The sequence below is a fragment of the Variovorax sp. NFACC27 genome (assembly GCF_048301545.1).
GTDB classification, from domain to species: Bacteria; Pseudomonadota; Gammaproteobacteria; order Burkholderiales; family Burkholderiaceae_C; genus Variovorax; species Variovorax gossypii.
In genome coordinates this window covers 6,910,461-6,931,009 of sequence record NZ_CP157613.1, presented here as the reverse complement: position 1 = coordinate 6,931,009, position 20,549 = coordinate 6,910,461, and the positions used below count along the sequence as shown (strand labels likewise).

The following is a 20,549-nucleotide window of genomic DNA, read 5'->3' as shown; positions in this document are numbered from 1 at the left end:
ACGCGCGATGCCGTTCGACACCGTCCTCATCGCCAACCGCGGGGAGATCGCGCTGCGCATACAGCGCGCCTGCCGTGGCCTCGGCCTGCGCACCGTGGTCGTGCACTCGGAGGCCGACCGCGACGCGATGTACGTCGCGCAGGCCGACCAGGCGCTGTGCATCGGTCCCGCCGCGCCGGGCCTGAGCTACCTCAATCAGTCGGCCCTCCTGTTTGCTGCCGAGGTGAGCGGCGCGCAGGCGATTCATCCCGGCTACGGCTTCCTTTCGGAGAACGCGGGCTTCGCGCAGCGCTGCGAGGAAGCCGGCCTCGTCTTCATCGGCCCCAGCGCCGCCTGCATCCGCACCATGGGCGACAAGGTTTCGGCCAAGCGCGCGATGCGCAAGGCCGGCGTGCCCTGCGTGCCCGGCCCCGACGAGGCGCTGCCGGACGATGCCGCCGCCGTGCAGGCGCTGGCACGCGAGATCGGCTACCCCGTCATCGTCAAGGCCGCGGGCGGCGGCGGCGGTCGCGGCATGCGCGTGGTGCACGAAGAGTCCGCGCTGCTCGACGCAATGGCCCTCACCCGCGAGGAAGCGCGCCAGGCCTTCGGCAACCCCGAGGTCTACATCGAGAAGTTCCTGCTGCACCCGCGCCATGTCGAGATCCAGGTGCTGGCCGACAGCCACGGCAACGCCGTATGGCTGGGCAGCCGCGACTGCTCGCTGCAGCGGCGCCACCAGAAGGTGATCGAGGAAGCGCCCGCGCCCGGCATCGACGAGGCGCTGCTGGCGGAGGTGGGCGAGCGCTGCGCGGCGGCGTGCAGGCAGATCGGCTACTGCGGCGTCGGCACCTTCGAGTTTCTCTACGAGAAGGGCGCCTTCTACTTCATCGAGATGAACACGCGCCTGCAGGTGGAGCACCCCGTGACCGAGATGACCGCCGGCATCGACATCGTGCAGCAGCAACTGCGCATGGCCCGCGGCGAGCGCCTGTCGATCGCGCAGGCCGACGTGCGCTGCCAGGGCCATGCCATCGAGTGCCGCATCAATGCCGAGAACCCCGATACCTTCGCGCCCGCGCCGGGCCGCATCACCGGCTGGCAGGTGCCCGGCGGATTCGGCGTGCGCGTCGACTCGCATGCGGGCGCGGGCTACCGCGTGCCGCCGTACTACGACTCGATGATCGCCAAGCTCATCGTGCATGGCGCGAGCCGCGCCGACGCGCTGGACCGTATGCGCCTCGCGCTGGCCGAGACGCGCGTGGAGGGCATCGCCACCAACGTGCCGCTGCATCGCGAGCTGCTGCGCGACGAGGGCTTCGCCGCCGGCGGCGTCGACATCCATCATCTCGAACGCTGGCTGCAGCAAAGGAGCGCGGCGTGAGCACGGCACCATCCATCAGCCTCCTGGGCACCACCGCGCTGCTCTTCGAGGCGCCCGGCGGCATGAACCTGCCCTCTCAGCAGCGCATCTGGGCCCTGGCGCACGAGGCCGAGAGCTGGCCCGAGGTGCGCGAGGCCGTGCCGGGCATGAACAACCTGATGCTCACCTTCAGCCGGGCGCCGCGCCACCTCGATGCGCTGCGCGCACGCCTGTGCGAGGCCTGGGACGCGGCCACCGCCATGCGGCGCGAAGGCCGCGTCGTCGAGCTTCCGGTGGTCTACGGCGGCGAGGGCGGCCCGCACATGGCCGACGTGATGGCGCACACGGGCCTGGGCATCGAGGCCATCGTGGAGCTGCACAGCGCGCCGCTCTATCCGGTGTATGCCCTCGGCAGCCATCCCGGCTACTGCTACCTGGGCGGCATGGACCCGCGCATCGCCACGCCCCGTCGCAAGACGCCGGTGCTGAGCATCCCGGGCGGCGCGGTGTCGATCGGCGGCGCGCAGACGGGCGTGTCGGCATCGGCCGGCCCGAGCGGCTGGAACACCATCGGCAGCACCTCGATGGCGTTCTTCGATCCCGCGAAGGATCCGCCCGCGACGCTGCAGCCCGGCGACATGATCCGCTTCCGCGTGGAGGGCATCGTCCGATGATCGAGATCCTTTCCTCCGCCGCGCTCGCGACCGTGCAGGACCTGGGCCGCACCGGCAGCCTGCGCTGGGGCGTCGGCACCTCGGGCGCCATGGACAACCTCGCGCTGGCCGCCGGCAACCTGCTGCTGGGCAACCAGCTCGGCGCCGCGGCCGTCGAGATACCGGTGTTTCCGTTCAAGGTGCTCTTCGACGAGGACTGCGCCTTCGCGCTCACCGGCGCCGACTGCGCCGCCCGCCTGGACGACCAGCCCCTGCTGCCCTGGTGGGTGCACCAGGCGCGCGCCGGCCAGGTGCTCACGCTGGGACTGCCGCAGGGCGGCGCGCAGCGCGGCAGCCGCGCGGTGCTGTGCGTGGCCGGCGGCATCGACGTGCCCGAGGTGCTGGGCTCGCGCAGCACCCAGCTGCGCGGCGCATTCGGCGGCCACGAGGGGCGCGCGTTGCGCCGGGGCGACCTGCTGCGCGCGGCCGGCGCGGCCAGCGCCTGCCGCACCGGCTTCGGCCTGGTGCCGCCCGCGCTCGCGCTGCCGCTGGAGCGCGACGGCGCGATGGCCGTGCGCGTGCTGCCGGCGGCCGAGTACGCGGCTTTCGAGCCGTCCTCCCGCGAGGCCTTCTGGGCCGGCGAATGGAAGATCACGCCGCACAGCGACCGTTACGGCTACCGGCTCGAAGGCGAGGCGCTGCGGCCGATCGCGCCGATGGAGCTGCGCTCGCACGGCATCGTGCCGGGCGTGATCCAGGTGCCGCACAACGGGCAGCCGATCATCCAGATGCGCGACGCCCAGCCTTCGGGCGGCTACCCCAAGTTCGGCACCGTGATCGAGGCCGACATGTGGCGCCTCGGCCAGGCGCCCATCGGCAGCCGCATCCGCTTCATCGAAACCACCTGGGACGAGGCGCTGGATGCCCTCGACGAGGTGCGCGCCTGGCTCGACAAGGTCGCGCGCATGGTGGAACTGCATCGCGGCGCGCCCGCCGCCAGGAACTGAACGGCATGCAGGACGTTTCCCGACTCGCCGCCTGGCTGGCAGGCACCGACATCGGCCTTCTCGAGCTGCGCACGCCCGAGGGCACGCTGCGCCTCGGGCGCCTGGGCGACGACGTCGTCGAACTGCCGCAGGACGAGGAAGAGATCGAGCCCGTGCCGGTCAAGGCCCCCTCGCTCGGCGTCTTCCTGCACGGCCACCCGCTCGCGACCGCGCCGCTGGCGCGCATCGGCGCTCGCGTGGAGGCCGGCCAGACCGTCGGCCTGCTGAAGATCGGCCCGCTGCTGCTGCCGGTGGCCGCGCCGCAGGCAGGCATCGTCGATGGCGTCCATGTGGCCGATGGCGCAGCCGTCGGCTACGGCACGCCGCTGCTCGACCTGCACCCGCTCTGACGAACAAGAGAAGGACACCCCGATGGACATCGACCTGAACGCAGACCTCGGCGAAGGCTTCGGCCCCTGGCGCATGGGCGAGGACGAAGCGCTGCTCGACATCGTCTCCTCCGCCAACGTGGCCTGCGGCTTCCATGCCGGCGACCCGGTCATCATGGACCGCACGGTGCGCATGGCGCGCCAGCGCGGCGTGGACGTGGGCGCGCACGTGGGCTTTCCGGACCTGATGGGCTTCGGCCGCCGGCAGATGCAGATCGAGACGAAGGAGCTGGTGGCCTACGTGCTCTACCAGCTCGCCGCGCTCGACGGCATGGCCCGCACGGCAGGCCACCGCATGACGCACATGAGCTTCCACGGCGCGCTCGGCAACATGGCGGCCGCCGATGCCGCGCTGGCCGAGCCGCTGGTGCGCGCGGTGGCCGACTTCGATCCCTCGCTCACCGTCAGCACCTCCGCCAGCCGCGCCATCGAGGACGCGGCCGGGCGCTGCGGCCTGCGCGTGCGCAGGACCTTCCTGGCCGACCGCGCCTGCGGCGACGACGGCCTGCTGGTGCCGCGCAAGCTGCCCGGCGCCGTGATCCACGAGCGCGAGGCGGTGCTGGCGCGGGTGCGCCAGCTGCTGGAAGACGGCACCGTCACCAGCGTCACCGGCAGGAAGATTCCGATGCGCGTGCATTCGATCCTGCTGCACGGCGACACGCCCGGCGCCGTCGAGCTGGCGCGCGCCGTGCGCGGCGTGGTCGAGCAGGCCGGGCGCGTGGTACCCATCTCCAGGCAGGCGAACGACTGACCGGCCGCTTCGATGCACCGGGGCACGAACATGGTGCTTACCCTTAGTCATATGCACGGATCGCGGGCGACATAAGGGGGGCTTATCGCTCCACAGCCAATCCGTCTTGGCGCAGCGCACAGGCGCTGGCTACAGTGAATTCCAGGCAGCCATCTGCCACCCGACGAAAGAACAGAACATGCCGTTTTCCGACTACAAGACCGCACTGGTGACCGGAGCCTCCTCGGGCATCGGCGCAGCCGTCGTCGAGCGCCTGAGCAAGGAGGGCCTGAAGGTCCACGCGCTCGCTCGCAGCGCCGACAAGCTGGCCGACCTCGCCGCGCGCACCGGCTGCATTCCGCACGCCATCGACGTGAGCGACATCGCCGGCATCACCGCGCTCGCGAAGGAAGTCGAGTTCGACGTGCTGGTCAACAACGCCGGCGTGGACCGGCCCGGTTCCATCCTCAAGGCCGACGCCGAAGGCATCGACCTGCTGGTGGACGTGAACCTGCGCGCGGTGCTGCACCTGTGCCGCCTGGTGGTGCCCGGCATGGCGGCGCGCGACCGCGGCCACGTGGTCAACATCAGCTCCATCGCGGGCGCCTACAACTTCGGCGGCAACAGCACCTATCACGCCACCAAGGCGGCGGTGAGCATGCTCTCGCGCCAGCTTCGCATCGACTGCTTCGGCAAGCGCGTGCGCGTCACCGAGATCTGCCCGGGCCGCGTGGCCACCGACATCTTCGCGCACGTGCACGGCGACTCCGAGGACACCTACAAGCGCTTCGTCGAGGGCTTCGAGCTGCCGCAGGCCGAGGACATCGCGAACGCCATCGCCTTCGCCATCTCGGCGCCCATCGCGGTGAACGTGGGCCACATGGAGATCACGCCCACGCTGCAGGTGCCCGGCGGCCTCTCGACCACCCGGCCCGAAACGCCACGGGCCTGAGCGGCACGAACGCATCCGATCCAGGCAAGGCAAAGGAACCGGCGCATGAAAGACTTCGACCTGCTTGCCATCCTGCTGAAGCCGGAGTTCGGCGACATGCTGCTGCATGGCCTGCTGGAAACGCTGAGGATCGCGGCCGGTTCCTGGCTGCTCGCCATGACCATGGCCATCGTGCTGCTGGTGGTGCGGCTCACGCCGAGCCGCATCGCCGAGCGCGTGGTGGCCGGCTACATCTCCTACCACCGCAACGTGCCGACGCTGGTTCAGCTCATGTTCTGGTACTTCGGCATCTTCAGCCTGCTGCCCGACGCGCTGCAGGGCTGGCTGTCGGCCAACAACGCAGAGAGGCTGCTGTCCATCGTCGCGCTGGGCCTGTGTCAGGCGGCCTACTTCAGCGAGGACATGCGCTCGGGCCTGCGCGCAATCCCGGCCGGGCAGGCCGAGGCGGCACGCGCGCTCGGCCACGGCTACATCGGCTCCATGCGCCACGTGATGCTGCCGCAGGCCATCCGCAACGCGGTGCCGGCGCTGGTCAACCACAGCGTGTCGCTCTTCAAGAACAGCAGCCTGGCCATGGCCATCGGCGTGGCCGAGCTGACGCACGCGGTGAAGGAGATCGAGAGCCAGAGCTTCCGCACCTTCGAGGCCTACAGCGTGGCCACCGTGCTCTACCTGGTGTGCTCGCTGCTCATCATGGCCGTGGGCGGATGGCTGTCGCGGCGCTACCGCATCGCAGGCGCGAGATAAGAAGAAAGAAGCGGAACCACGATGTACAGCGTCTACGAAATCCTCCGCGACAACTGGCTGCTGCTGCTGGTCGGCCAGTACCCCAACGGCCCGCTCGGCGGCATCGTCGCCACGCTGATCCTCTCGGTGCTGGGCATCGTGCTGGCCTTTCCGCTGTCGGTGCTGCTCGCACTGGCGCGGCTGTCGCCCTGGCGCGTGCTGCGCTGGCCCGCCACCGTGCTGGTGTACGTGGTGCGCGGCGTGCCGCTGCTGATGGTGATCCTGTGGGTCTACTTCCTGGTGCCGCTGCTCATCGGGCGCGACGTGTCGGGCTTCACCACCATGCTGTGCACGCTGGTGATCTACGAGGGCGCCTATCTCTCGGAGGTGGTGCGCGCGGGCATCCAGGCCCTGCCCAAGGGACAGACCGAGGCGGCGCGCGCGCTGGGCCACAGCCACCTGGGCACCATGTGGTTCGTGATCCTGCCGCAGGCGCTCTACAACATGCTGCCCAGCATGCTGAGCCAGTTCATCTCAACCATCAAGGAGACCACGCTGGGCTACGTGATCAACGTGCAGGAACTCACCTTCGCGGCCAACCAGATCAACAACCAGCTGCTGACCAAGCCCTTCCAGGTGTTCTTCATCCTGGCGATGACCTACTACGTGGTCTGCTTCAGCCTGACGCAGCTCACGCAATGGCTCGAGCGGCGCATCGCGCACAAGCGGCTCGGTGCCGCGCAGGCGCAAGCCTCGGCCGCGGACGGCACGCCGCTTCCTTCGCCGATGGCGGCGCCCCAGCCATGACCGCGACGCCTGTTCCACACCCATCGCCCGCGAGGGACGACACCATGATCCTGTTCTCCAACATCAACAAGTGGTACGGCGACTACCAGGCGCTGGCCGACATCAACGCCGAGGTGAAGAAGGGCGAGGTCGTGGTGGTCTGCGGGCCCTCGGGCTCCGGCAAGTCCACGCTGATCCGCACCGTGAACCGGCTGGAGGAAGTGAAGTCGGGCCAGTTGCTGTTCGACGGCCAGGACATCCACGCGCCCATGCGCAGCGCGGCGCTGAACAAGTTGCGCAGCCGCATCGGCTTCGTGTTCCAGAGCTTCAACCTGTTCCCGCACCTGTCCGTGCTGGAGAACATCATGCTGTCGCCGATGCGCGTGCTCGGCGTGAAGCGCGCCGACGCGAAGGCCAAGGCCGGGCAGCTGCTGGAGCGCGTGGGGCTGTCGAACAAGGCAGGCGCGTATCCCGCGCAGCTCTCGGGCGGCCAGCAGCAGCGCGTGGCCATCGCCCGCGCGCTGGCGATGGAGCCGCCGGCCATGCTGTTCGACGAGCCCACCAGCGCGCTCGACCCCGAGATGGTGGGCGAGGTGCTGTCGGTGATGCGCGGGCTCGCCAACGACGGCATGACCATGATGTGCGTCACGCACGAGATGAACTTCGCCCGCGAGGTGGCCGACCGCATCTGGTTCATGGACGCGGGGCGCATCCTCGAGAAGGCCGACCCCGCCACCTTCTTCGGCAGTCCGCAGCATCCGCGCGCGCAGCGCTTCCTGTCGGACCTGCGCGCGCATTGAATCCGTCTTCCCTCGTTCAGTTCCACGCAATCCCCCAGGAGTCCACCATGTCGAAAAAGACCGTCTTCCGCCTCGCCGCCATCGGCACCTTCCTCGGCACGGCCTCGCTGCTCGCGCACGCCGACCAGTGGAGCGACATCAGCCAGCGCAAGGAACTCAAGTGCGGCACCTTCGCCGACGTTCCTCCCTTCGCCGCGCCCGACCCGAAGACGCGCGAGATGGTGGGCCACGACGTCGACCTGTGCAACGCGCTGGCCAAGGAGCTGGGCCTCACCGCCAAGGTCACGCCGCTGTCGGTGGAAGCGCGCGTGCCCGAGGTGAAGCTCGGCCGCGTCGACGTGACCGTGGCCAACCTGGCCTACACCAAGAGCCGCGGCGAGCAGATCCAGTTCAGCGACCCGTACTACGTGGCCAAGGAGATGCTGGCCGTGAAGGCCTCCGACCCCGGCACCGCCAAGGCCGACTTCAAGGGCAAGCGCCTGAGCTCGACCAAGGGCTCCACTTCCGAGCTGTCGATCAAGATGAACGGCTCCGAGCCGGTCACCTTCCAGGACACGGGCTCGGCCTTCATGGCCGTGCAGCAGAACAAGTCGGTCGGCATGGTCGCCAACACCATGACCATCACCAAGCTGGTCAACCAGTCGAAGACCGAAGGCGTGGCGCTGAAGATGATCAAGGAGCCGATGGTGCTGCAGCCCGTGGGCATCGGCATGAAGAAGGACGAGCCTGTGCTGCTGTCCAAGGTGAACGCCGCCCTCTATGCGCTGGAGAAGTCGGGCGAACTCGACCGCATCTGGGCCAAGTGGCTGGGCCCGAACACCGAGTACAAGATGGTGCGCGAGGAGAAGGTCACGCCGCTGGCCGAGCTCAAGTTCGAAATGCTGCCCTGAGTCTCCGGCGCCGCGCACGCAGCAAGGCCCGCGAGGTTTGAAACCGCAGCGGCCAAGGCCAGGAACACCGCGGAACCGGCTTTGCCGGGCCGCAGGTGTTGCCCCCTCGGAGAGGGGGTTGGCGAAGCACACGAAGTGAGCGAAGCCTGGGGGAGCTTCCTAGTCGTAATTTGTGAAGCGGCTTGGTTCCTCGGTCTGCGTGTTCAGCGGCTTGTAGCCCTGGATGTTCTGCAGCAGCGTGCTCGTCGGGTTCGAGCCGATGTTGCCGAAGCCGTTGAACTGGATCTGGAACATCAGCCGGGTGTCGGGCGAGGTCCGGCCCGAGACGAGGCGCTCGAGCACGACGCGGCCCACCCAGCAGCAGGCGTTGTATTCGGCGCCGATCAGGCTGTCCGACATCGCGCGGTCGTGCAGGCTGTAGCTCAGCCGGCCCACTGCATACCAGCGGCCCGGGTCGCCGGGTTTTCTTTCGCCGAAGAGCCCTCTGGTCAGCTCGCTCAGCGGCCACTGCCAGTTGAAGTCCACCGTCTTCGTGCCGTCGTTCGCGGTGGTGCTGCTGTCGGCCTGGTAGCGGAAGGCGGCGGTGAGGGTGTGATACGGCGCCGGCGTGTAGCGCAGCGTGAGCGCGTCGCGCGTGCTCTTGCCGGTGTCCATGTTGTACTGGGCCAGGCCGTCGATGCTCCACTTGGGATTCCAGTGCACCTGGCCGCCCAGGATGAAGTCGCCCGAGCGGTCGGTCACCGCGGTGCCGCCCGGCAGCGTGACGTTCTGGTCGCTGAAGCGGAAGCGCTGCGCGATGCCGAAGCGCGCCGACTCGGCGCCGGTGACGGGGTCGATCAGGCGCGTGGTCACGCCGGTGGTCAGCGTGTTGGTGTCCGAGATGCGGTCGTTGCCCGAGAACGCGTTCTCGGTGTAAAGCGTGGCGAAGCTGATGTCGTTGGCGGCCGTGTCGTACACCGGCAGCTGGCTCTGGTCGCGGTAGGGCGTGCGCACGTAGAAGGCGCGCGGCTCCAGCGTCTGGCGCCATGCGCTGCCGAACAGGCTGGTGTCGCGCTCGAACACCAGTCCGCTGTCCAGGCTCACCGTGGGCACCACGCTGCTGATGGAGGTCGCGCCGCTGGCCAGCGGCGAGTCGAGCTGGTAGGAGGCCGTGTGCAGCAACAGCTTCGGGATCACGTAGCCGCCCGGCGTGACCCACGGCCGGCTGATCTGCAGGTTGCCCACCATGCGCTCGCCGTTGGGCTGCTTGATGCCGTTGAGCGTGGGCGAGTAGGCCGAGTCGATCTCGAAGCGCGAGTAGTCCAGCGTGCCCGACACGTCGAAGCCGTGCAAGTCGTACTTGTTGTAGTTGGCCGTGATCTGCGGCACGCGGTTGTACGAGGGCGTGATCGGCGAGGCGGCGTACTGCAGCGTCTGGTAGGAGAGGGTGCGCGCCTGCCCGCTCCAGTCGCCCTTGCTCCAGTTGAGGTCGACCTCGTTCGTGAGCGTGCGCGAGGTGAGCGTGGGCGAGTGCGAGAAGTCGCGCCAGTAGTCGTCGTCGCTCACGCGGTTGATGTTGAACGAGGTGCTCAGCGAATCGAGCCCGAAGGGCTTGGGGTCGAGCTTCTGGTCGTGCTTGGCCCACAGGCCCCAGCGGTTGCGGTCGCGCAGGCTGTCGCTGGGCATCTCGTCGATGCGGATCTGGCCGCTGTAGTTCTTCTCCAGGTAGCGGAACTCGGTACCGACGTTGATGCCGCGGCTGGTCATGAGTTCGGGGTAGAGCGTGAGGTCGCGGTTGGGCGCGATGTTCCAGTAGTACGGCTGCAGGTACTCGAAGCCGTTGGTGGTGTCGAAGCCGATCACCGGCGGCAGCAGGCCGCTCTGCCGAGCGTTGCTCAGCGGAAAGGTGACCGACGGAATGGAGGGCGTGGTCACGCCCAGGAAGGTGATCTGCGCGTCGGTGGCGGTCGCGAGATTGGTGTCGCTGTCGGTGGTCATCGTGACTGCGCTGAGCATCCAGTCGGGCATCCACCCTGGGCGGTTCTCGCGCAGGCAGGTGGTGTAGGTGACGTGCCGGGCCACAGAAACCTTCGGGCCGACGAAGTCGATGCGCTCGGCCTCGCCGTGCCCGCCGTTGGCCAGCAGCGTGTAGCGCACGTGGTCGAAGAAGCCCTCGAAGCTCTCGACCTTCAGGCGCAGCTCGGGGCCCTCGTACACGTTGCCGGCCTGGTTCAGGTGCACGTTGCCGGTGGCGGTCGCGGTGTCGGCCGGCGGCCGGTACTCGAGGCGGTCGGCCGTGATGCGCGTGTCGCCGCGCCGCAGCGAGGCATTGCCCTCGACCGTCACTTCGAGGTCGGGGCGTCCGCTGAGCCGGTCGCCGTCGACGATGCTCGGGCGCATGCCGCGTTCGGCCGGCGGGATCGTCTCGATCAGCTCGGGCGTGCGGCGCAGCGTGATCGGCGCCTCGGTCCATGCGTCGTCCTGTGCCGAGGCCGAGTGCGAACGCAGCATCAGCAGCGAAAGCAGCACCATCGGCGGCAGCGGAAAGCCGCGCCAGCGTAGTTTCATGTGAAGAGAAGAATGGTCCGGAAGGAGGCCGGCGTGTTCAGGCGTCCTGCCTGGCCTGCGATTCCCATGCGAAGCCGACGCCGTAGACCGAGCGGATCCAGTCGTGCGCGGCCGAGACGGTGGCCAGCTTCTTCCTGAGGTTCTTGATGTGCGTGTCGACGACGCGCTCGTTGACGTCCAGCGCCTCCGGGAACGCGGCCTCGAGCAGCTTCGAGCGCGTGAGCACGCGCCCCGGCTCCTGCGAAAGCGCGCGCAGCAGCAGCGACTCGCGGCGCGTCAGCGGCAGGTAGTGCCCGTCGAGGATCGCGCAGCCGCGCACCGCGCCGAAGGTGATCGGCATCGAAGGGCGGGCCACGTGTCGCCGCTGCGCGCAGCGGCGCAGCACGGTGTGGATGCGCACCACGACTTCCCTCGGCGAGAAGGGCTTGCACACGTAGTCGTCCGCGCCGAGATCGAAGCCGCGCAGCCGGTCGGACTCCTGCGCGCGTGCCGTCAGCATGATGATCGGGTGGTCGCTGCGCGCGCGGATCTTCTCCAGGATCTGCAGGCCGCTCACGCGCGGCAGTTCCACGTCGAGCAGGGTCAGCGCGGGCGGCGAAGTCAGGATGCGGTGCAGCGCGACCGCGCCGTCCTCGATGTGCTCGGCTTCGTGCCCGGCGCGGCGTAACTCGTCCAGCAGCACCGAGGCGGCGTCTTGCCCTTCCTCCACCAGCAGGATGCGGCTCATCGCGTCATTGCAGCTTCAGTGAACCGGGGTGCGCCTGCCTGACGGGTGCAGGTGCGTGCGTGTTGCGGTCGCGGCAGTTGCGCATGTGGTCGTCCACCGTCAGGTCGCCCTGCAGGTCGGTCAGCAGCTGCAGCGTGCGGTCGATGGCGGCGTTGTCGAGCATGGGGTAGCCCTGCTCGGTGCGCCCGTTGTTGCGCGCCACGCGCGCGATGTAGGGCAGGTCCTGCGGCGTGATGACGACGCTGGGCATCACGCCTTCGAGCTCCACGCCGTCGAAGGGCAGCAGCACGAAGTACTGCACCCGCAGGTCCGACGGCACCAGGCTGCGCAGGTGCGTGGTCTTGCGGCCGCACTGCCAGGCAGGGTCCTTCACCTCGCGCGCCAGCGAATGCCCGTGCTGGCGCAGGAACCAGCGCGGCACCGTGTGGGCCGAGGTCTTGCGGTACACCACCGCGTTGCGCCAGCCCTTCACCTCGAACAGGTACACGCCGGCCTCGCACACCAGCGCGACGTCGAAGCGCGCCGTGGGTACGGCGCTGCCTTCGTACATCGGGATGACGAGGTCGCGCAGCACGTGCATGCGTCCGAAGGCCGGCTGGAAGGCTGCGGCGAGCTGCTGGATGGCCAGCGTGGTTGCCGTGCTGCTCGCGGACTCGCTTTCAGGGGAGCAGATGCGGTGCGTGGGCGCGACGGCGTCCGGCTTCTTGTGTCCGTGGCCGGCCAGCGTGAGCACGGGGCGGGTCGGAACTTTGTGCAGGGCAGTGGTCATGTAGAGCTCCTTCGAATCTCAAGGATTGCGCAACTTTCGGGAGACTTTGTGCAGAAACGGCATTTGCCCAGCTTGTCCGCCTTGCCCGGCCTGTTCGTTCTGCCCGGCCTGCAGGTCCGCCACGGTGTCGATGGACGCACCGCTTCCGATGCTTCCCATGAGGACGACCCACGCGAGCGCAAGCTCTCCGTTTGCCGCGGCCAGCACGTGCAGGTCGAGCAGCAGGCCCTGGTAGTCCTCCATGAGCTGTACTTCGGAGATCTCGCCGCGGTCGCGGCGCTGCTTGGAGGACTCGAAGCCCGCTCGCGCATTCACGACGCGCGCGTATGCGGTGTTGGCGATGTCGCTCTGCATCTGAAGCCGTTGCAGCGCCTCTGCCACCTGCTCGCGCGCTTGCGAGACCGCATGCGCGTAGAGAGGCTTGCCGGGCACCTCGATGTCCCGTGCCTCCTCTGCCGCGGCGTCGATGGTGCCCGCGGGCATTGCCGACGGGTCCGCGTCGTAGAGCGCGGCGGCGAGATTGATGTCGTTCCTGTTGGCGAGCACGGCCATCGGCAGCTCGCGCGGCACCTCGGCCGCGAAGCGCGGCAGCGACTTGTCCTGCAGCGCGTCGGCGAGCATCTCCTGGAGCGCGGCTTCCGACATGCGGCACTGCCTTGCCAGGTAGGCGATGTAGCTCGCGCGCTGGGCCTTCAGCTTCTCGATGGTCGATTGCGCGCCGGCCTGCCGTTGCGCGAGCTGCTTCGCGAAGTCGTCGTGCGGCAGCGCGCTGCCCTTGATGAGCGAGGTCTGCCGCTCGACGGCCGAGCGCGTGTTCTCGAGGTAGACGAGCTCCAGCGTCTTCACCTTGAGCGCGATGTATGTGGCGGCAATGCCCGCCTCCGCGTTGCCTCCGAGCGATGCGGCCATCAGCTTGTCCATCGCGGGGTCTTCGAACCCGGCCCACCACGACTGCGTGTCCACGCGGGCCCGGGTGCGTGCCTTGTCGTGGTCGACGAACATGCCCGCGGCGAGCACCGAGGTCGAGTGGACCATCGCGATGCTCGTGCTGGCGCATGCGATGGCCAGCGCGCCGCACACCGCCGCCGTCAGGATTCTTGAGCGCTTCACGCCAGGGTCTCCAGCTTCTTCATGAGCGCATCTTTTCAGGCGATCTGGGAGAAATTTGAAGGACCGTGCAACAGCCCTGTGCGCGCGTGCGGCACAGGTGTGATGTACGCACACAACACTCGGTGCAGCGGAAAGCCGAACCACCAAATTCCTCCCGAATTGGGCGAAACCATGCATGCAGCCGGTCGATACCGAGCGGCCGCATCAGACCTGAAACTGGAGAACCCTGAATGAAGAAAACCCTCACGGCATTCGCTGCCCTGGCCGTCTGCGGCCTGGCTTCTGCCCAATCGTCAGTCACGTTGTTCGGCGTCGTGGACGCCGGGCTGACCTACCAGTCGACGACCTCGCGCGACACCACCACCGGCGCGTCGGTCAAGCAAAGCAAGACGAGCCTGGGCAACTCCGCCTACAACTCCAGCCGCATCGGCTTCCGCGGCACCGAAGACCTCGGCGGCGGCCTTGCAGCGAGCTTCTGGCTCGAAGCGCCCATCACCAACGACGACGGCGCCACCGGCATCTCCACCTTCTCGCGCCGCTCCACCGTGAGCCTGTCGGGTGGCTTCGGCGAACTGCGCCTGGGCCGCGACTACACGCCCACCTTCTGGAACGACACCGTCTTCGACCCGTTCGGTACCAACGGCTCGGGCACGAACGTGATCAGCACCGTCAGCGGCAACACCACGATCAACAACGCCAACTACGTGCGTGCGAGCAACTCGATCGGCTACTTCCTGCCGCCGAACCTGGGCGGTTTCTACGGCCAGGTGCAGTACAGCCTGCACGAGAACGCCAGCACCGACGCGACCAGCACCACCGCAGCCTCGAGCAGCAGCGCGGGCCGCTACGTCGGCGGCCGCTTCGGCTACGCCAACGGTCCTCTGGACGTGGCACTGGGCGTGGGCCGCAGCACCGTGGTGGACACCACCGCGCTGGAGCGCAGCGTGCAGACCATCAACCTGGGCGCTTCGTACGACTTCGGCCCGGTGAAGCTGTTCGGTGAGCTGTCGAACGTGAAGAACAAGTTCGACTACTCGGCAGCGGCCGACCGGCACGACAGCTACAACGGCTACCTGATCGGCGCGACGGTGCCGGTGGGTGCCGGCCTGATCCGCGTGGCGTACTCGCAGGTCCGCTACAACGAAGGCACGGCCGGCATCACGGGCGAAGACCCGCTGGCGCGCAAGTTCGCGATCGGCTACGTGCACAACCTGTCCAAGCGCACGGCGCTGTATGCGACGGTGGCGCGCGTGAACAACCGCAACGACGTGAACTACACGGGCAGCCTGGTGTCGGCGAGCACGACCGGCTACGGCAGCACGGGCACGAGCTACACGGGCCTGCCGCGCTCTTCCACCGGCTACGACTTCGGCATCCGCCACGCGTTCTGATCCTCTGATCGCATGAGGATGTGACGGGGCAGCGCGGCCGCCGCAAAGGCGCCGCGCTGCCCGTTCCGGTCGCGCAATGGCTTGCGCGGACTCTGGAACACGCTGCACTCGGGAGGGAACTCAGCGCAGCGAGGAGAAGGTGCCGCAGTTTCAAGGCAGGTCAAATGAACAAACAGATATTCGCGCTCGCGCGCTGGTTGCGCGCGTGTGCCTTCCTGCTCCTCGCCCTCGGGTCGCTCGCGGCGGCACAGGCGCAGAACAGGATCGAATCGGTCACGGGCTCCCTGCAGGCAGGCAGCGAAGTGCTGCGTGTCGATTTCTCGGAGCCGCTGACGGCTGAGCCCAACGGCTTCGCCATCCAGTCGCCCGCGCGCATCGCGCTCGACTTTCCCGGCATGAGCAGCAGCCTGGGCCGTGAGGCCATCGAAATGAGCCAGGGCAATCTGCGCTCCGTGAATGTGGTGCAGGCCGGCGAACGCACGCGACTCGTGCTCAACCTGAAGCAGGCGACCGCCTACAGGACCGAGCTGCGCGGCAAGTCGCTGCTCGTGACGCTGCAGCCCGCCGCAGGCCCTGCGCTGGCGACTTCCGCGTCGGCCACCTTTGCCGAGAACCGCAACCGCGACGTGCTGCCGCTGCGCGACGTCGATTTCCGCATGGGCACCGAAGGCACCGGTCGCGTGATCGTGTCGCTGCCCAACGACCAGGTCGGCGTGGACATCCGCCAGCAGGGCAAGGGCCTCGTGGTCGAGTTCACGAAGTCGTCGTTGCCCGAGGGGCTCAACCGCCGGCTCGACGTGTCCGACTTCGGCACGCCAGTGCAGACCGTGAGCCTGCAGCAGGCCGGCGATCGCGTGCGCATGGTGATCGATCCGCGCGGCGAGTGGGAGCACAGCGCCTACCAGAGCAACAGCCAGTTCGTGGTGGAGGTGCGCCCGCGCAAGGTCGACCCGACCAAGCTGACGCAGGGCGTCGGCTACAACGGCGAGAAGCTGTCGCTCAACTTCCAGAACATCGAGATCCGCTCGCTGCTGCAGGTGATCGCGGACTTCACCAGCTTCAACATCGTCACCTCCGACTCGGTCACGGGCTCGCTCACGCTGCGGCTGAAGGACGTGCCCTGGGACCAGGCGCTGGACATCATCCTGGAGGCGAAGAACCTCGGCATGCGCAAGAACGGCAGCGTGCTGCGCATCGCGCCCGAGGACGAACTCAATGCCAAGGAGAAGCTCAGGTTCGAATCGCAGGCTGCGATCCAGAGCCTGGAGCCCGTGCAGACACGTTCATTCCAGCTCAACTACGCGAAGGCGCCGGCGATCGCCCAGAGCCTGACCGGCACGGGTTCGTCGACGGGCGGAACCAGCGGATCGGCGACCCGCATCCTGAGCGCGCGCGGCAGCGTGATTGCCGAGCCGCGCACCAACCAGCTCTTCGTCTCGGACATTCCGTCGCGCCTGGCGCAGGTGGCCGAGCTGATCCAGAAGCTGGACGTCTCGGTGCGGCAGGTGCTGATCGAGGCCCGCATCGTCGAGGCGTCGGACACCTTCAGCAAGTCGCTGGGCGTGAAGCTGGGCGGCTCGGTCAAGGGCAGCAACAGCTCCATCGGCACGCAGCCGACCACCTCGAGCGACGGGACCACCACCTTCTCGGGCAACTCGACGAGCAACTTCATCAACCTGCCCGCCACCAGCTCGAGCGGATCGAGCGTCGGCACCTTCGCCGTTTCGCTGTACAACTCCAGCCTCTCGAAGATCCTCAACCTGGAGATCTCCGCGCTGGAGGACGAAGGCAAGGGCAAGGTGGTGGCCAGCCCGCGCGTGGTGACCGCGGACCAGACCAAGGCGCTGATCGAGCAGGGCACCGAGCTGCCCTACCAGTCGGCGACATCCAGCGGTGCCACTTCGGTGTCGTTCCGCAAGGCCAACCTGAAGCTCGAGGTCACGCCGCAGATCACGCCCGAGGGCAACATCATCCTGACGCTCGACGTGAACAAGGACTCGGTCGGGCAGTCGACGAGCGCGGGCTACGCGATCAACACGAAGCACGTGCAGACCGAAGTGCTGGTCGAGAACGGAGGCACCGTCGTGATCGGCGGGATCTTCGAGCTGACCGACAACGTGGACGAGTCGCGTGTTCCGGTGCTGGGCGAGATACCGGTGGTCGGAGCCCTGTTCCGCACGCGCAGCCGCACGTACAACAAGACGGAGCTGCTGGTCTTCATCACGCCGAAGATGATCACCGACCGGACTGCGCTGCGCTGAGCAACAGGCGGATGGCGGGTTGGAGCAGCCCGCTACCTGATCGCCACCGCTGCAGGCGGGGCGCCCGGCACCGCCACGCGGAACTTGAGGCCATCGAGCAGCTTGTCCCACAGCGCGATGGCTTCTTCGTCGTTGACCGACGAAGAAGCCGCCGCGCCCACGCGATCGGAGGCCACCTTGGTGAACATCGCCGCATGCAGCAGCGCGGGGCGCGCGACGTTGCCGGTTTCGCCGATGAACATCCATTCGAAGTCGTGCGAACCATCGGCTTCGCGGACCAGCGACTCCTCTCCGTCCCAGCCGTGGACTTTCTTCTTGCCCTCGCGCAGCGTCGTCAGCCTGGGATAGCTGCTGCCGGCGTCTCGCTTGCGATCGTTGATGAGCTTGAGCAGGCCGTAGCCATTGCTGCCCTTCGTGCTCTGGCTCTGGTTGCTCTGGACGCTGAACACGACGTCCGGCAGGTCCGCCATGTGAAGGCCGGCCTGGGACAGGGCTGGGCCTCGAGAGCCATCGACACGGGTGAAGCCGTATTCATGGCAAAGGCCTTGATCCGTGGGAACCTCGTCGGGCTCGCGTGCGCGCAGATTGCTGGCGAGCTCGACAGCATCTCGAAGGATCGAGTCTGCGGTCACGTTGTAGCTCTCGGCCGTGGCGTCGCCTCCAACAAAGATGTGCGGGCCTACGACGTAGTAGATGTCAAAGCTCTCCAGCTCGTATTTCTTTGCAGACACGCTCTTGAATGAACGCATGAGCCAGAGATTCGGTGCCGGCCCTTTGCCAAAGTAGGTGATCTCGGCCGTCTTGTCTGCTGACAGTATCTTTGCGCGGTCGGCGGCCATCACTTTCTCGACGTCATTGGCCCGGTTGGGCAGCGTCGGAAAGTCGCGCCCGAACGCCAGTCTCGAATCGACGGGTGCGGTCAGCACATAGCGGCCGAAGCACAGCAGTTTGGTGTGATCGAACAGTTTCTCGATGCGTCGGTTCATGCAGACAATCCTCGTCTTCAGTGGTTGGTAGGTGAGTTCAGTTCTTCTCCGACCACCACTGGGAGTCGAAGTCGGCGGCGATGCGCACGATGCCGTAGAGCGTGGCTGCGCTGGCGTTGGCGTCGCTGTAGCTGCCCTGGTGGTCGTATCCGGCCTGCACGAACTTGGCTTTCGCGCGCACCTTGGCGGCGCTGCGTTCCACGGGTACCGTGCCGTCGCTTGGCGTCATTGGCAGCTGAAGCTTGAGCCTGAGAACTTGCCTCGGTCGCCTTTCACGCGTAACGACCCTTCGCCGTTGTCTCCCTGGTTTCCGGGCAACAAGGTCCAGGTCAACGGGTCGCCGGCGATGACAGGGTCGCCATCGACCACGCGCCACACCAGGTCGTTCCAAGCCGGCTGCCCCGGGTCGCTGCCGTAGTGCGCATAAGTGCGTGGATGGAACGTGTCCCGGATAGCGTCCGCAAATCTCATGGCATCTTCAATCCGGGTCATCGTGGCTTTTAGACCGATCTGAGCTTTCGACTTGCCGCCCTTGGCTTTTGGCAAATTGAGCTGCCCCGCCGGATCGATCCACTCCGGATTGATCAACCTCCACCACTTGTCCCGATCGAGCGTGTAGATCTCGCTCACCGCGTCACTGCTGGGCCATTTCGCCAGGAACTTGCCGTTGTCGTCCTGCACCTGCAGCCACTGCGTGCCATAGGCGGCCGCCGGCAAAAGCTCCAGGCCGCCTTGCGCATTGGCCAGCACGGCCGTCACTTCCTCGCCGTTGTCGCCCAGGACGCTCTGCGTGATGCCACCCACCAACTGGGACTTCAGATGCCACCAGGGCTTGTTGCTGCCCTCGAAGCCCGCGCGCATGCGCTTGTACGCGGCGGCCGCGCCGGTGGTGGGCATCACCCCATGCACCACGCCCAGGATGCGATGCCTGATGGCGCCGTAGTCCGCGTGCATCATCGCCCGCGCCAGGATTCCGCCCATGCTGTGCGTGACGACGATGACGCCGGGGCAGTCGAAAGCCGTTGTGGTTGTAGGTATCGATCAGCAGCTCGATCTTCTTCGCGAGCTGCCTGCCTTCCTCGCCGTTGCTCCGAAGCCAGTTGTAGCCGAAGGCGTGCACCGGATACCAGCAGTTGCCGATCTTGCGGATGTCGTCCTCGCTCAGCGGTTGCGCGTCGTGGACGCCGAAGCTCGACGGTGGCCGGCCGATCAGCGCCTCGGGGTTGCTCTTGTCGAGCCATGCCGGTGAGACGACGTACTTCTTGCCTTCCCGTCGCAGCATGTCGTTGAGCTGGCGCTCCATCAACTGCAGGATGCTGCCGTAGGCGTCGAACATCACTTCGCTCCATCCCCGTGCGCGGGCCTTCTGCGCGGCGGTGAAGCTTTGCTGGTTGCTCGCCAGCGGGTGCGTCGGGTCGGCCTTTGGATCGGTGATGAGCAGCTTGCTGACATCGCCCAGGTCGTCGGGCACGTTGTCGTGGCGCTGGTCGGAGCTGATGGTCGCGGAGCCCGTGGCATCGAAGCGGCGGCCTTGCTTGCCTTCGATCTTTTCGTCGGTGACCTTGTAGCGGTCGACTTCCACTTCGTCCGGGTCCAGCCGCATCTGGCGGGCTGCCGCGCTTGCGTTGCGCCGCGAGAAGGCGTCGCCTTTCTTGTCGGGTGACCACGAGAGGTTGTCGCTGCGTTTGAGCAGTTCCTGCCGCTCGCGGGACAGGCGCAGGTTGCTGCCCATGATGCCGGGCAGGAAGACGATCGGGATGAGCTTGCCCGGAGGCACGCGCACGCGGATCTTTCTCCTGTCGTCGAGCGGGGTCGTCACGGCGGTGACTTCCGCGAAACCGCCCAGACCCAGGCTGAAGTCCAGTCATGTGTCCTCTTCTTCTCCCTGTACTGCCATCTCTGGTCCTCCCCGGTTTGCGCATGCCGGCGTGCCCGCTCCGCACGGGAACATGGGCATTGCGGCTGCCTTTGATTAGTCGGTCGGGACTATATGAATGTCGGATGCGCCTGAAATGACATTTAGCAAGTAGCGCAGGCAATACGTGAAGAAGTGCTCAAGGCGCGAGGAGGCTGCGGAGGCAGATATTCATCGGCGCCTCGACGGAGGAAAGGAAGTGACGGGCTCCGACGGCGTCGAGGTCACCAGGGTGCCGGAGCGTTCCCGATCTCCTCCTGCTCCACCCAGTGCGTCCCCGCGCCATGGGCCCTGTTGCCTGCTTCCACGGCGGCCTGGAATGCGGCGCGCACCGCGGGCGTGTCGGGCTCCCACAACCAGTGGCCTTCGACCGCATGCCCGAACAGGCCCGCCTCCGGCAGGCGCCAGCGCAGGCGGATCCATGGGCTGAGGGCTGGCTTGGACATGCCGGCGAGTCTGCGCGGCAATGTGGGAGGCATCTTGAGGGAGGCCTGCGGGCTCCCGCGGCGGCAACGGCCAGGGCTCTTCG

General features: G+C 67.6%; 21 protein-coding genes. 12 read left to right on the top strand and 9 right to left on the bottom strand.

Going from position 1 to position 20,549, the window contains the following annotated elements:
- The first annotated feature begins 7 nt into the window (after positions 1 to 7).
- From accC to ABL840_RS32390, 10 genes are all read left to right on the top strand, one after another.
- Positions 8 to 1,363: an acetyl-CoA carboxylase biotin carboxylase subunit gene (accC, locus tag ABL840_RS32435; RefSeq protein ID WP_093307693.1), complete on the top strand. Its 1,356-nt coding sequence runs from the start codon at positions 8 to 10 to the stop codon at positions 1,361 to 1,363.
- A complete protein-coding gene (gene pxpB, locus ABL840_RS32430) occupies positions 1,360 to 2,016 on the top strand; it encodes a 5-oxoprolinase subunit PxpB (RefSeq protein ID WP_093209923.1) in 657 nt (218 codons plus the stop codon). Before accC ends, pxpB begins: the two co-directional genes overlap by 4 nt.
- On the top strand, positions 2,013 to 3,002 hold the full coding sequence (locus ABL840_RS32425) for a biotin-dependent carboxyltransferase family protein (protein ID WP_093307695.1): 990 nt from the start codon (positions 2,013 to 2,015) through the stop codon (positions 3,000 to 3,002). Before pxpB ends, ABL840_RS32425 begins: the two co-directional genes overlap by 4 nt.
- Before the next feature lie 5 nt (positions 3,003 to 3,007).
- Positions 3,008 to 3,391, top strand: coding sequence for an acetyl-CoA carboxylase biotin carboxyl carrier protein (locus ABL840_RS32420; protein ID WP_093307697.1), 384 nt, complete (start codon positions 3,008 to 3,010; stop codon positions 3,389 to 3,391).
- A gap of 22 nt (positions 3,392 to 3,413) precedes the next feature.
- Positions 3,414 to 4,181: a LamB/YcsF family protein gene (locus tag ABL840_RS32415; RefSeq protein ID WP_093307699.1), complete on the top strand. Its 768-nt coding sequence runs from the start codon at positions 3,414 to 3,416 to the stop codon at positions 4,179 to 4,181.
- Between the two features lie 178 nt (positions 4,182 to 4,359).
- On the top strand, positions 4,360 to 5,112 hold the full coding sequence (locus tag ABL840_RS32410; protein ID WP_093209916.1) for an SDR family oxidoreductase: 753 nt from the start codon (positions 4,360 to 4,362) through the stop codon (positions 5,110 to 5,112).
- A gap of 45 nt (positions 5,113 to 5,157) precedes the next feature.
- Positions 5,158 to 5,859 (top strand): amino acid ABC transporter permease, encoded by a 702-nt coding sequence (locus tag ABL840_RS32405; RefSeq protein ID WP_093209914.1) that lies wholly within the window; start codon positions 5,158 to 5,160, stop codon positions 5,857 to 5,859.
- A 21-nt stretch (positions 5,860 to 5,880) separates the two neighbouring features.
- Complete coding sequence (locus ABL840_RS32400) at positions 5,881 to 6,645, top strand: amino acid ABC transporter permease (RefSeq protein WP_093307701.1); 765 nt, start codon at positions 5,881 to 5,883, stop codon at positions 6,643 to 6,645.
- Between the two features lie 44 nt (positions 6,646 to 6,689).
- Positions 6,690 to 7,424, top strand: coding sequence for an amino acid ABC transporter ATP-binding protein (locus tag ABL840_RS32395; protein ID WP_093209910.1), 735 nt, complete (start codon positions 6,690 to 6,692; stop codon positions 7,422 to 7,424).
- A 47-nt stretch (positions 7,425 to 7,471) separates the two neighbouring features.
- Entirely contained in the window at positions 7,472 to 8,314 is an 843-nt protein-coding gene (locus tag ABL840_RS32390; protein WP_093307702.1) for an ABC transporter substrate-binding protein, read from the top strand.
- 159 nt (positions 8,315 to 8,473) lie between these two features.
- Here the strand turns inward: ABL840_RS32390 and ABL840_RS32385 are convergent, their stop codons facing one another.
- Genes ABL840_RS32385 through ABL840_RS32370 form a run of 4 tightly spaced genes read right to left on the bottom strand, consistent with a single transcriptional unit; the run spans position 8,474 to position 13,467 of the window.
- On the bottom strand, positions 8,474 to 10,861 hold the full coding sequence (locus ABL840_RS32385; protein WP_093307704.1) for an LPS-assembly protein LptD: 2,388 nt from the start codon (positions 10,859 to 10,861) through the stop codon (positions 8,474 to 8,476).
- A gap of 37 nt (positions 10,862 to 10,898) precedes the next feature.
- Positions 10,899 to 11,588, bottom strand: a complete 690-nt coding sequence (locus tag ABL840_RS32380; protein ID WP_093209904.1) for a response regulator — start codon at positions 11,586 to 11,588, stop codon at positions 10,899 to 10,901.
- Positions 11,589 to 11,592: 4 nt separating this feature from the next.
- Positions 11,593 to 12,357, bottom strand: a complete 765-nt coding sequence (locus ABL840_RS32375) for a nuclease-related domain-containing protein (RefSeq protein ID WP_093209902.1) — start codon at positions 12,355 to 12,357, stop codon at positions 11,593 to 11,595.
- An 18-nt stretch (positions 12,358 to 12,375) separates the two neighbouring features.
- Entirely contained in the window at positions 12,376 to 13,467 is a 1,092-nt protein-coding gene (locus tag ABL840_RS32370) for a hypothetical protein (protein ID WP_093445753.1), read from the bottom strand.
- Positions 13,468 to 13,697: 230 nt separating this feature from the next.
- Between ABL840_RS32370 and ABL840_RS32365 the strand changes: the two genes are divergently transcribed.
- Together ABL840_RS32365 and pilQ are read left to right on the top strand one after the other, a co-directional pair.
- Complete coding sequence (locus ABL840_RS32365; protein WP_093210124.1) at positions 13,698 to 14,858, top strand: porin; 1,161 nt, start codon at positions 13,698 to 13,700, stop codon at positions 14,856 to 14,858.
- A gap of 164 nt (positions 14,859 to 15,022) precedes the next feature.
- Positions 15,023 to 17,119 carry a type IV pilus secretin PilQ gene (gene pilQ / locus ABL840_RS32360; RefSeq protein ID WP_093429427.1) on the top strand — a complete coding sequence of 699 codons (2,097 nt, stop codon included), beginning with the start codon at positions 15,023 to 15,025 and terminating at the stop codon, positions 17,117 to 17,119.
- Positions 17,120 to 17,151: 32 nt separating this feature from the next.
- Here the strand turns inward: pilQ and ABL840_RS32355 are convergent, their stop codons facing one another.
- From ABL840_RS32355 to ABL840_RS32335, 5 genes are all read right to left on the bottom strand, one after another.
- The gene (locus tag ABL840_RS32355; protein ID WP_093210118.1) at positions 17,152 to 18,105 is read right to left on the bottom strand and encodes a T6SS immunity protein Tli4 family protein; all 954 of its coding nucleotides are present in this window, start codon (positions 18,103 to 18,105) and stop codon (positions 17,152 to 17,154) included.
- Between the two features lie 37 nt (positions 18,106 to 18,142).
- The gene (locus ABL840_RS32350; RefSeq protein WP_418116086.1) at positions 18,143 to 18,334 is read right to left on the bottom strand and encodes a hypothetical protein; all 192 of its coding nucleotides are present in this window, start codon (positions 18,332 to 18,334) and stop codon (positions 18,143 to 18,145) included.
- On the bottom strand, positions 18,331 to 18,735 hold the full coding sequence (locus ABL840_RS32345; RefSeq protein ID WP_418116085.1) for a hypothetical protein: 405 nt from the start codon (positions 18,733 to 18,735) through the stop codon (positions 18,331 to 18,333). The genes ABL840_RS32350 and ABL840_RS32345 overlap by 4 nt, the downstream gene beginning before the upstream one ends.
- 4 nt (positions 18,736 to 18,739) lie before the next feature.
- Complete coding sequence (locus ABL840_RS32340; RefSeq protein ID WP_418116084.1) at positions 18,740 to 19,882, bottom strand: hypothetical protein; 1,143 nt, start codon at positions 19,880 to 19,882, stop codon at positions 18,740 to 18,742.
- Between the two features lie 362 nt (positions 19,883 to 20,244).
- Positions 20,245 to 20,466, bottom strand: a complete 222-nt coding sequence (locus tag ABL840_RS32335) for a hypothetical protein (protein ID WP_093209827.1) — start codon at positions 20,464 to 20,466, stop codon at positions 20,245 to 20,247.
- Between the last annotated feature and the right edge of the window lie 83 nt (positions 20,467 to 20,549).

Coding starts and splice junctions, on each gene's coding strand:
- accC (WP_093307693.1), top strand. CDS start 8: ATGCCGTTCGACACCGTCCTCATCGCCAACCGCGGGGAGATCGCGCTG.
- ABL840_RS32425 (WP_093307695.1), top strand. CDS start 2,013: ATGATCGAGATCCTTTCCTCCGCCGCGCTCGCGACCGTGCAGGACCTG.
- ABL840_RS32420 (WP_093307697.1), top strand. CDS start 3,008: ATGCAGGACGTTTCCCGACTCGCCGCCTGGCTGGCAGGCACCGACATC.
- ABL840_RS32415 (WP_093307699.1), top strand. CDS start 3,414: ATGGACATCGACCTGAACGCAGACCTCGGCGAAGGCTTCGGCCCCTGG.
- ABL840_RS32410 (WP_093209916.1), top strand. CDS start 4,360: ATGCCGTTTTCCGACTACAAGACCGCACTGGTGACCGGAGCCTCCTCG.
- ABL840_RS32405 (WP_093209914.1), top strand. CDS start 5,158: ATGAAAGACTTCGACCTGCTTGCCATCCTGCTGAAGCCGGAGTTCGGC.
- ABL840_RS32400 (WP_093307701.1), top strand. CDS start 5,881: ATGTACAGCGTCTACGAAATCCTCCGCGACAACTGGCTGCTGCTGCTG.
- ABL840_RS32395 (WP_093209910.1), top strand. CDS start 6,690: ATGATCCTGTTCTCCAACATCAACAAGTGGTACGGCGACTACCAGGCG.
- ABL840_RS32390 (WP_093307702.1), top strand. CDS start 7,472: ATGTCGAAAAAGACCGTCTTCCGCCTCGCCGCCATCGGCACCTTCCTC.
- ABL840_RS32385 (WP_093307704.1), bottom strand. CDS start 10,861: ATGAAACTACGCTGGCGCGGCTTTCCGCTGCCGCCGATGGTGCTGCTT.
- ABL840_RS32380 (WP_093209904.1), bottom strand. CDS start 11,588: ATGAGCCGCATCCTGCTGGTGGAGGAAGGGCAAGACGCCGCCTCGGTG.
- ABL840_RS32375 (WP_093209902.1), bottom strand. CDS start 12,357: ATGACCACTGCCCTGCACAAAGTTCCGACCCGCCCCGTGCTCACGCTG.
- ABL840_RS32365 (WP_093210124.1), top strand. CDS start 13,698: ATGAAGAAAACCCTCACGGCATTCGCTGCCCTGGCCGTCTGCGGCCTG.
- pilQ (WP_093429427.1), top strand. CDS start 15,023: ATGAACAAACAGATATTCGCGCTCGCGCGCTGGTTGCGCGCGTGTGCC.
- ABL840_RS32355 (WP_093210118.1), bottom strand. CDS start 18,105: ATGAACCGACGCATCGAGAAACTGTTCGATCACACCAAACTGCTGTGC.
- ABL840_RS32350 (WP_418116086.1), bottom strand. CDS start 18,334: ATGACGCCAAGCGACGGCACGGTACCCGTGGAACGCAGCGCCGCCAAG.
- ABL840_RS32335 (WP_093209827.1), bottom strand. CDS start 20,466: ATGTCCAAGCCAGCCCTCAGCCCATGGATCCGCCTGCGCTGGCGCCTG.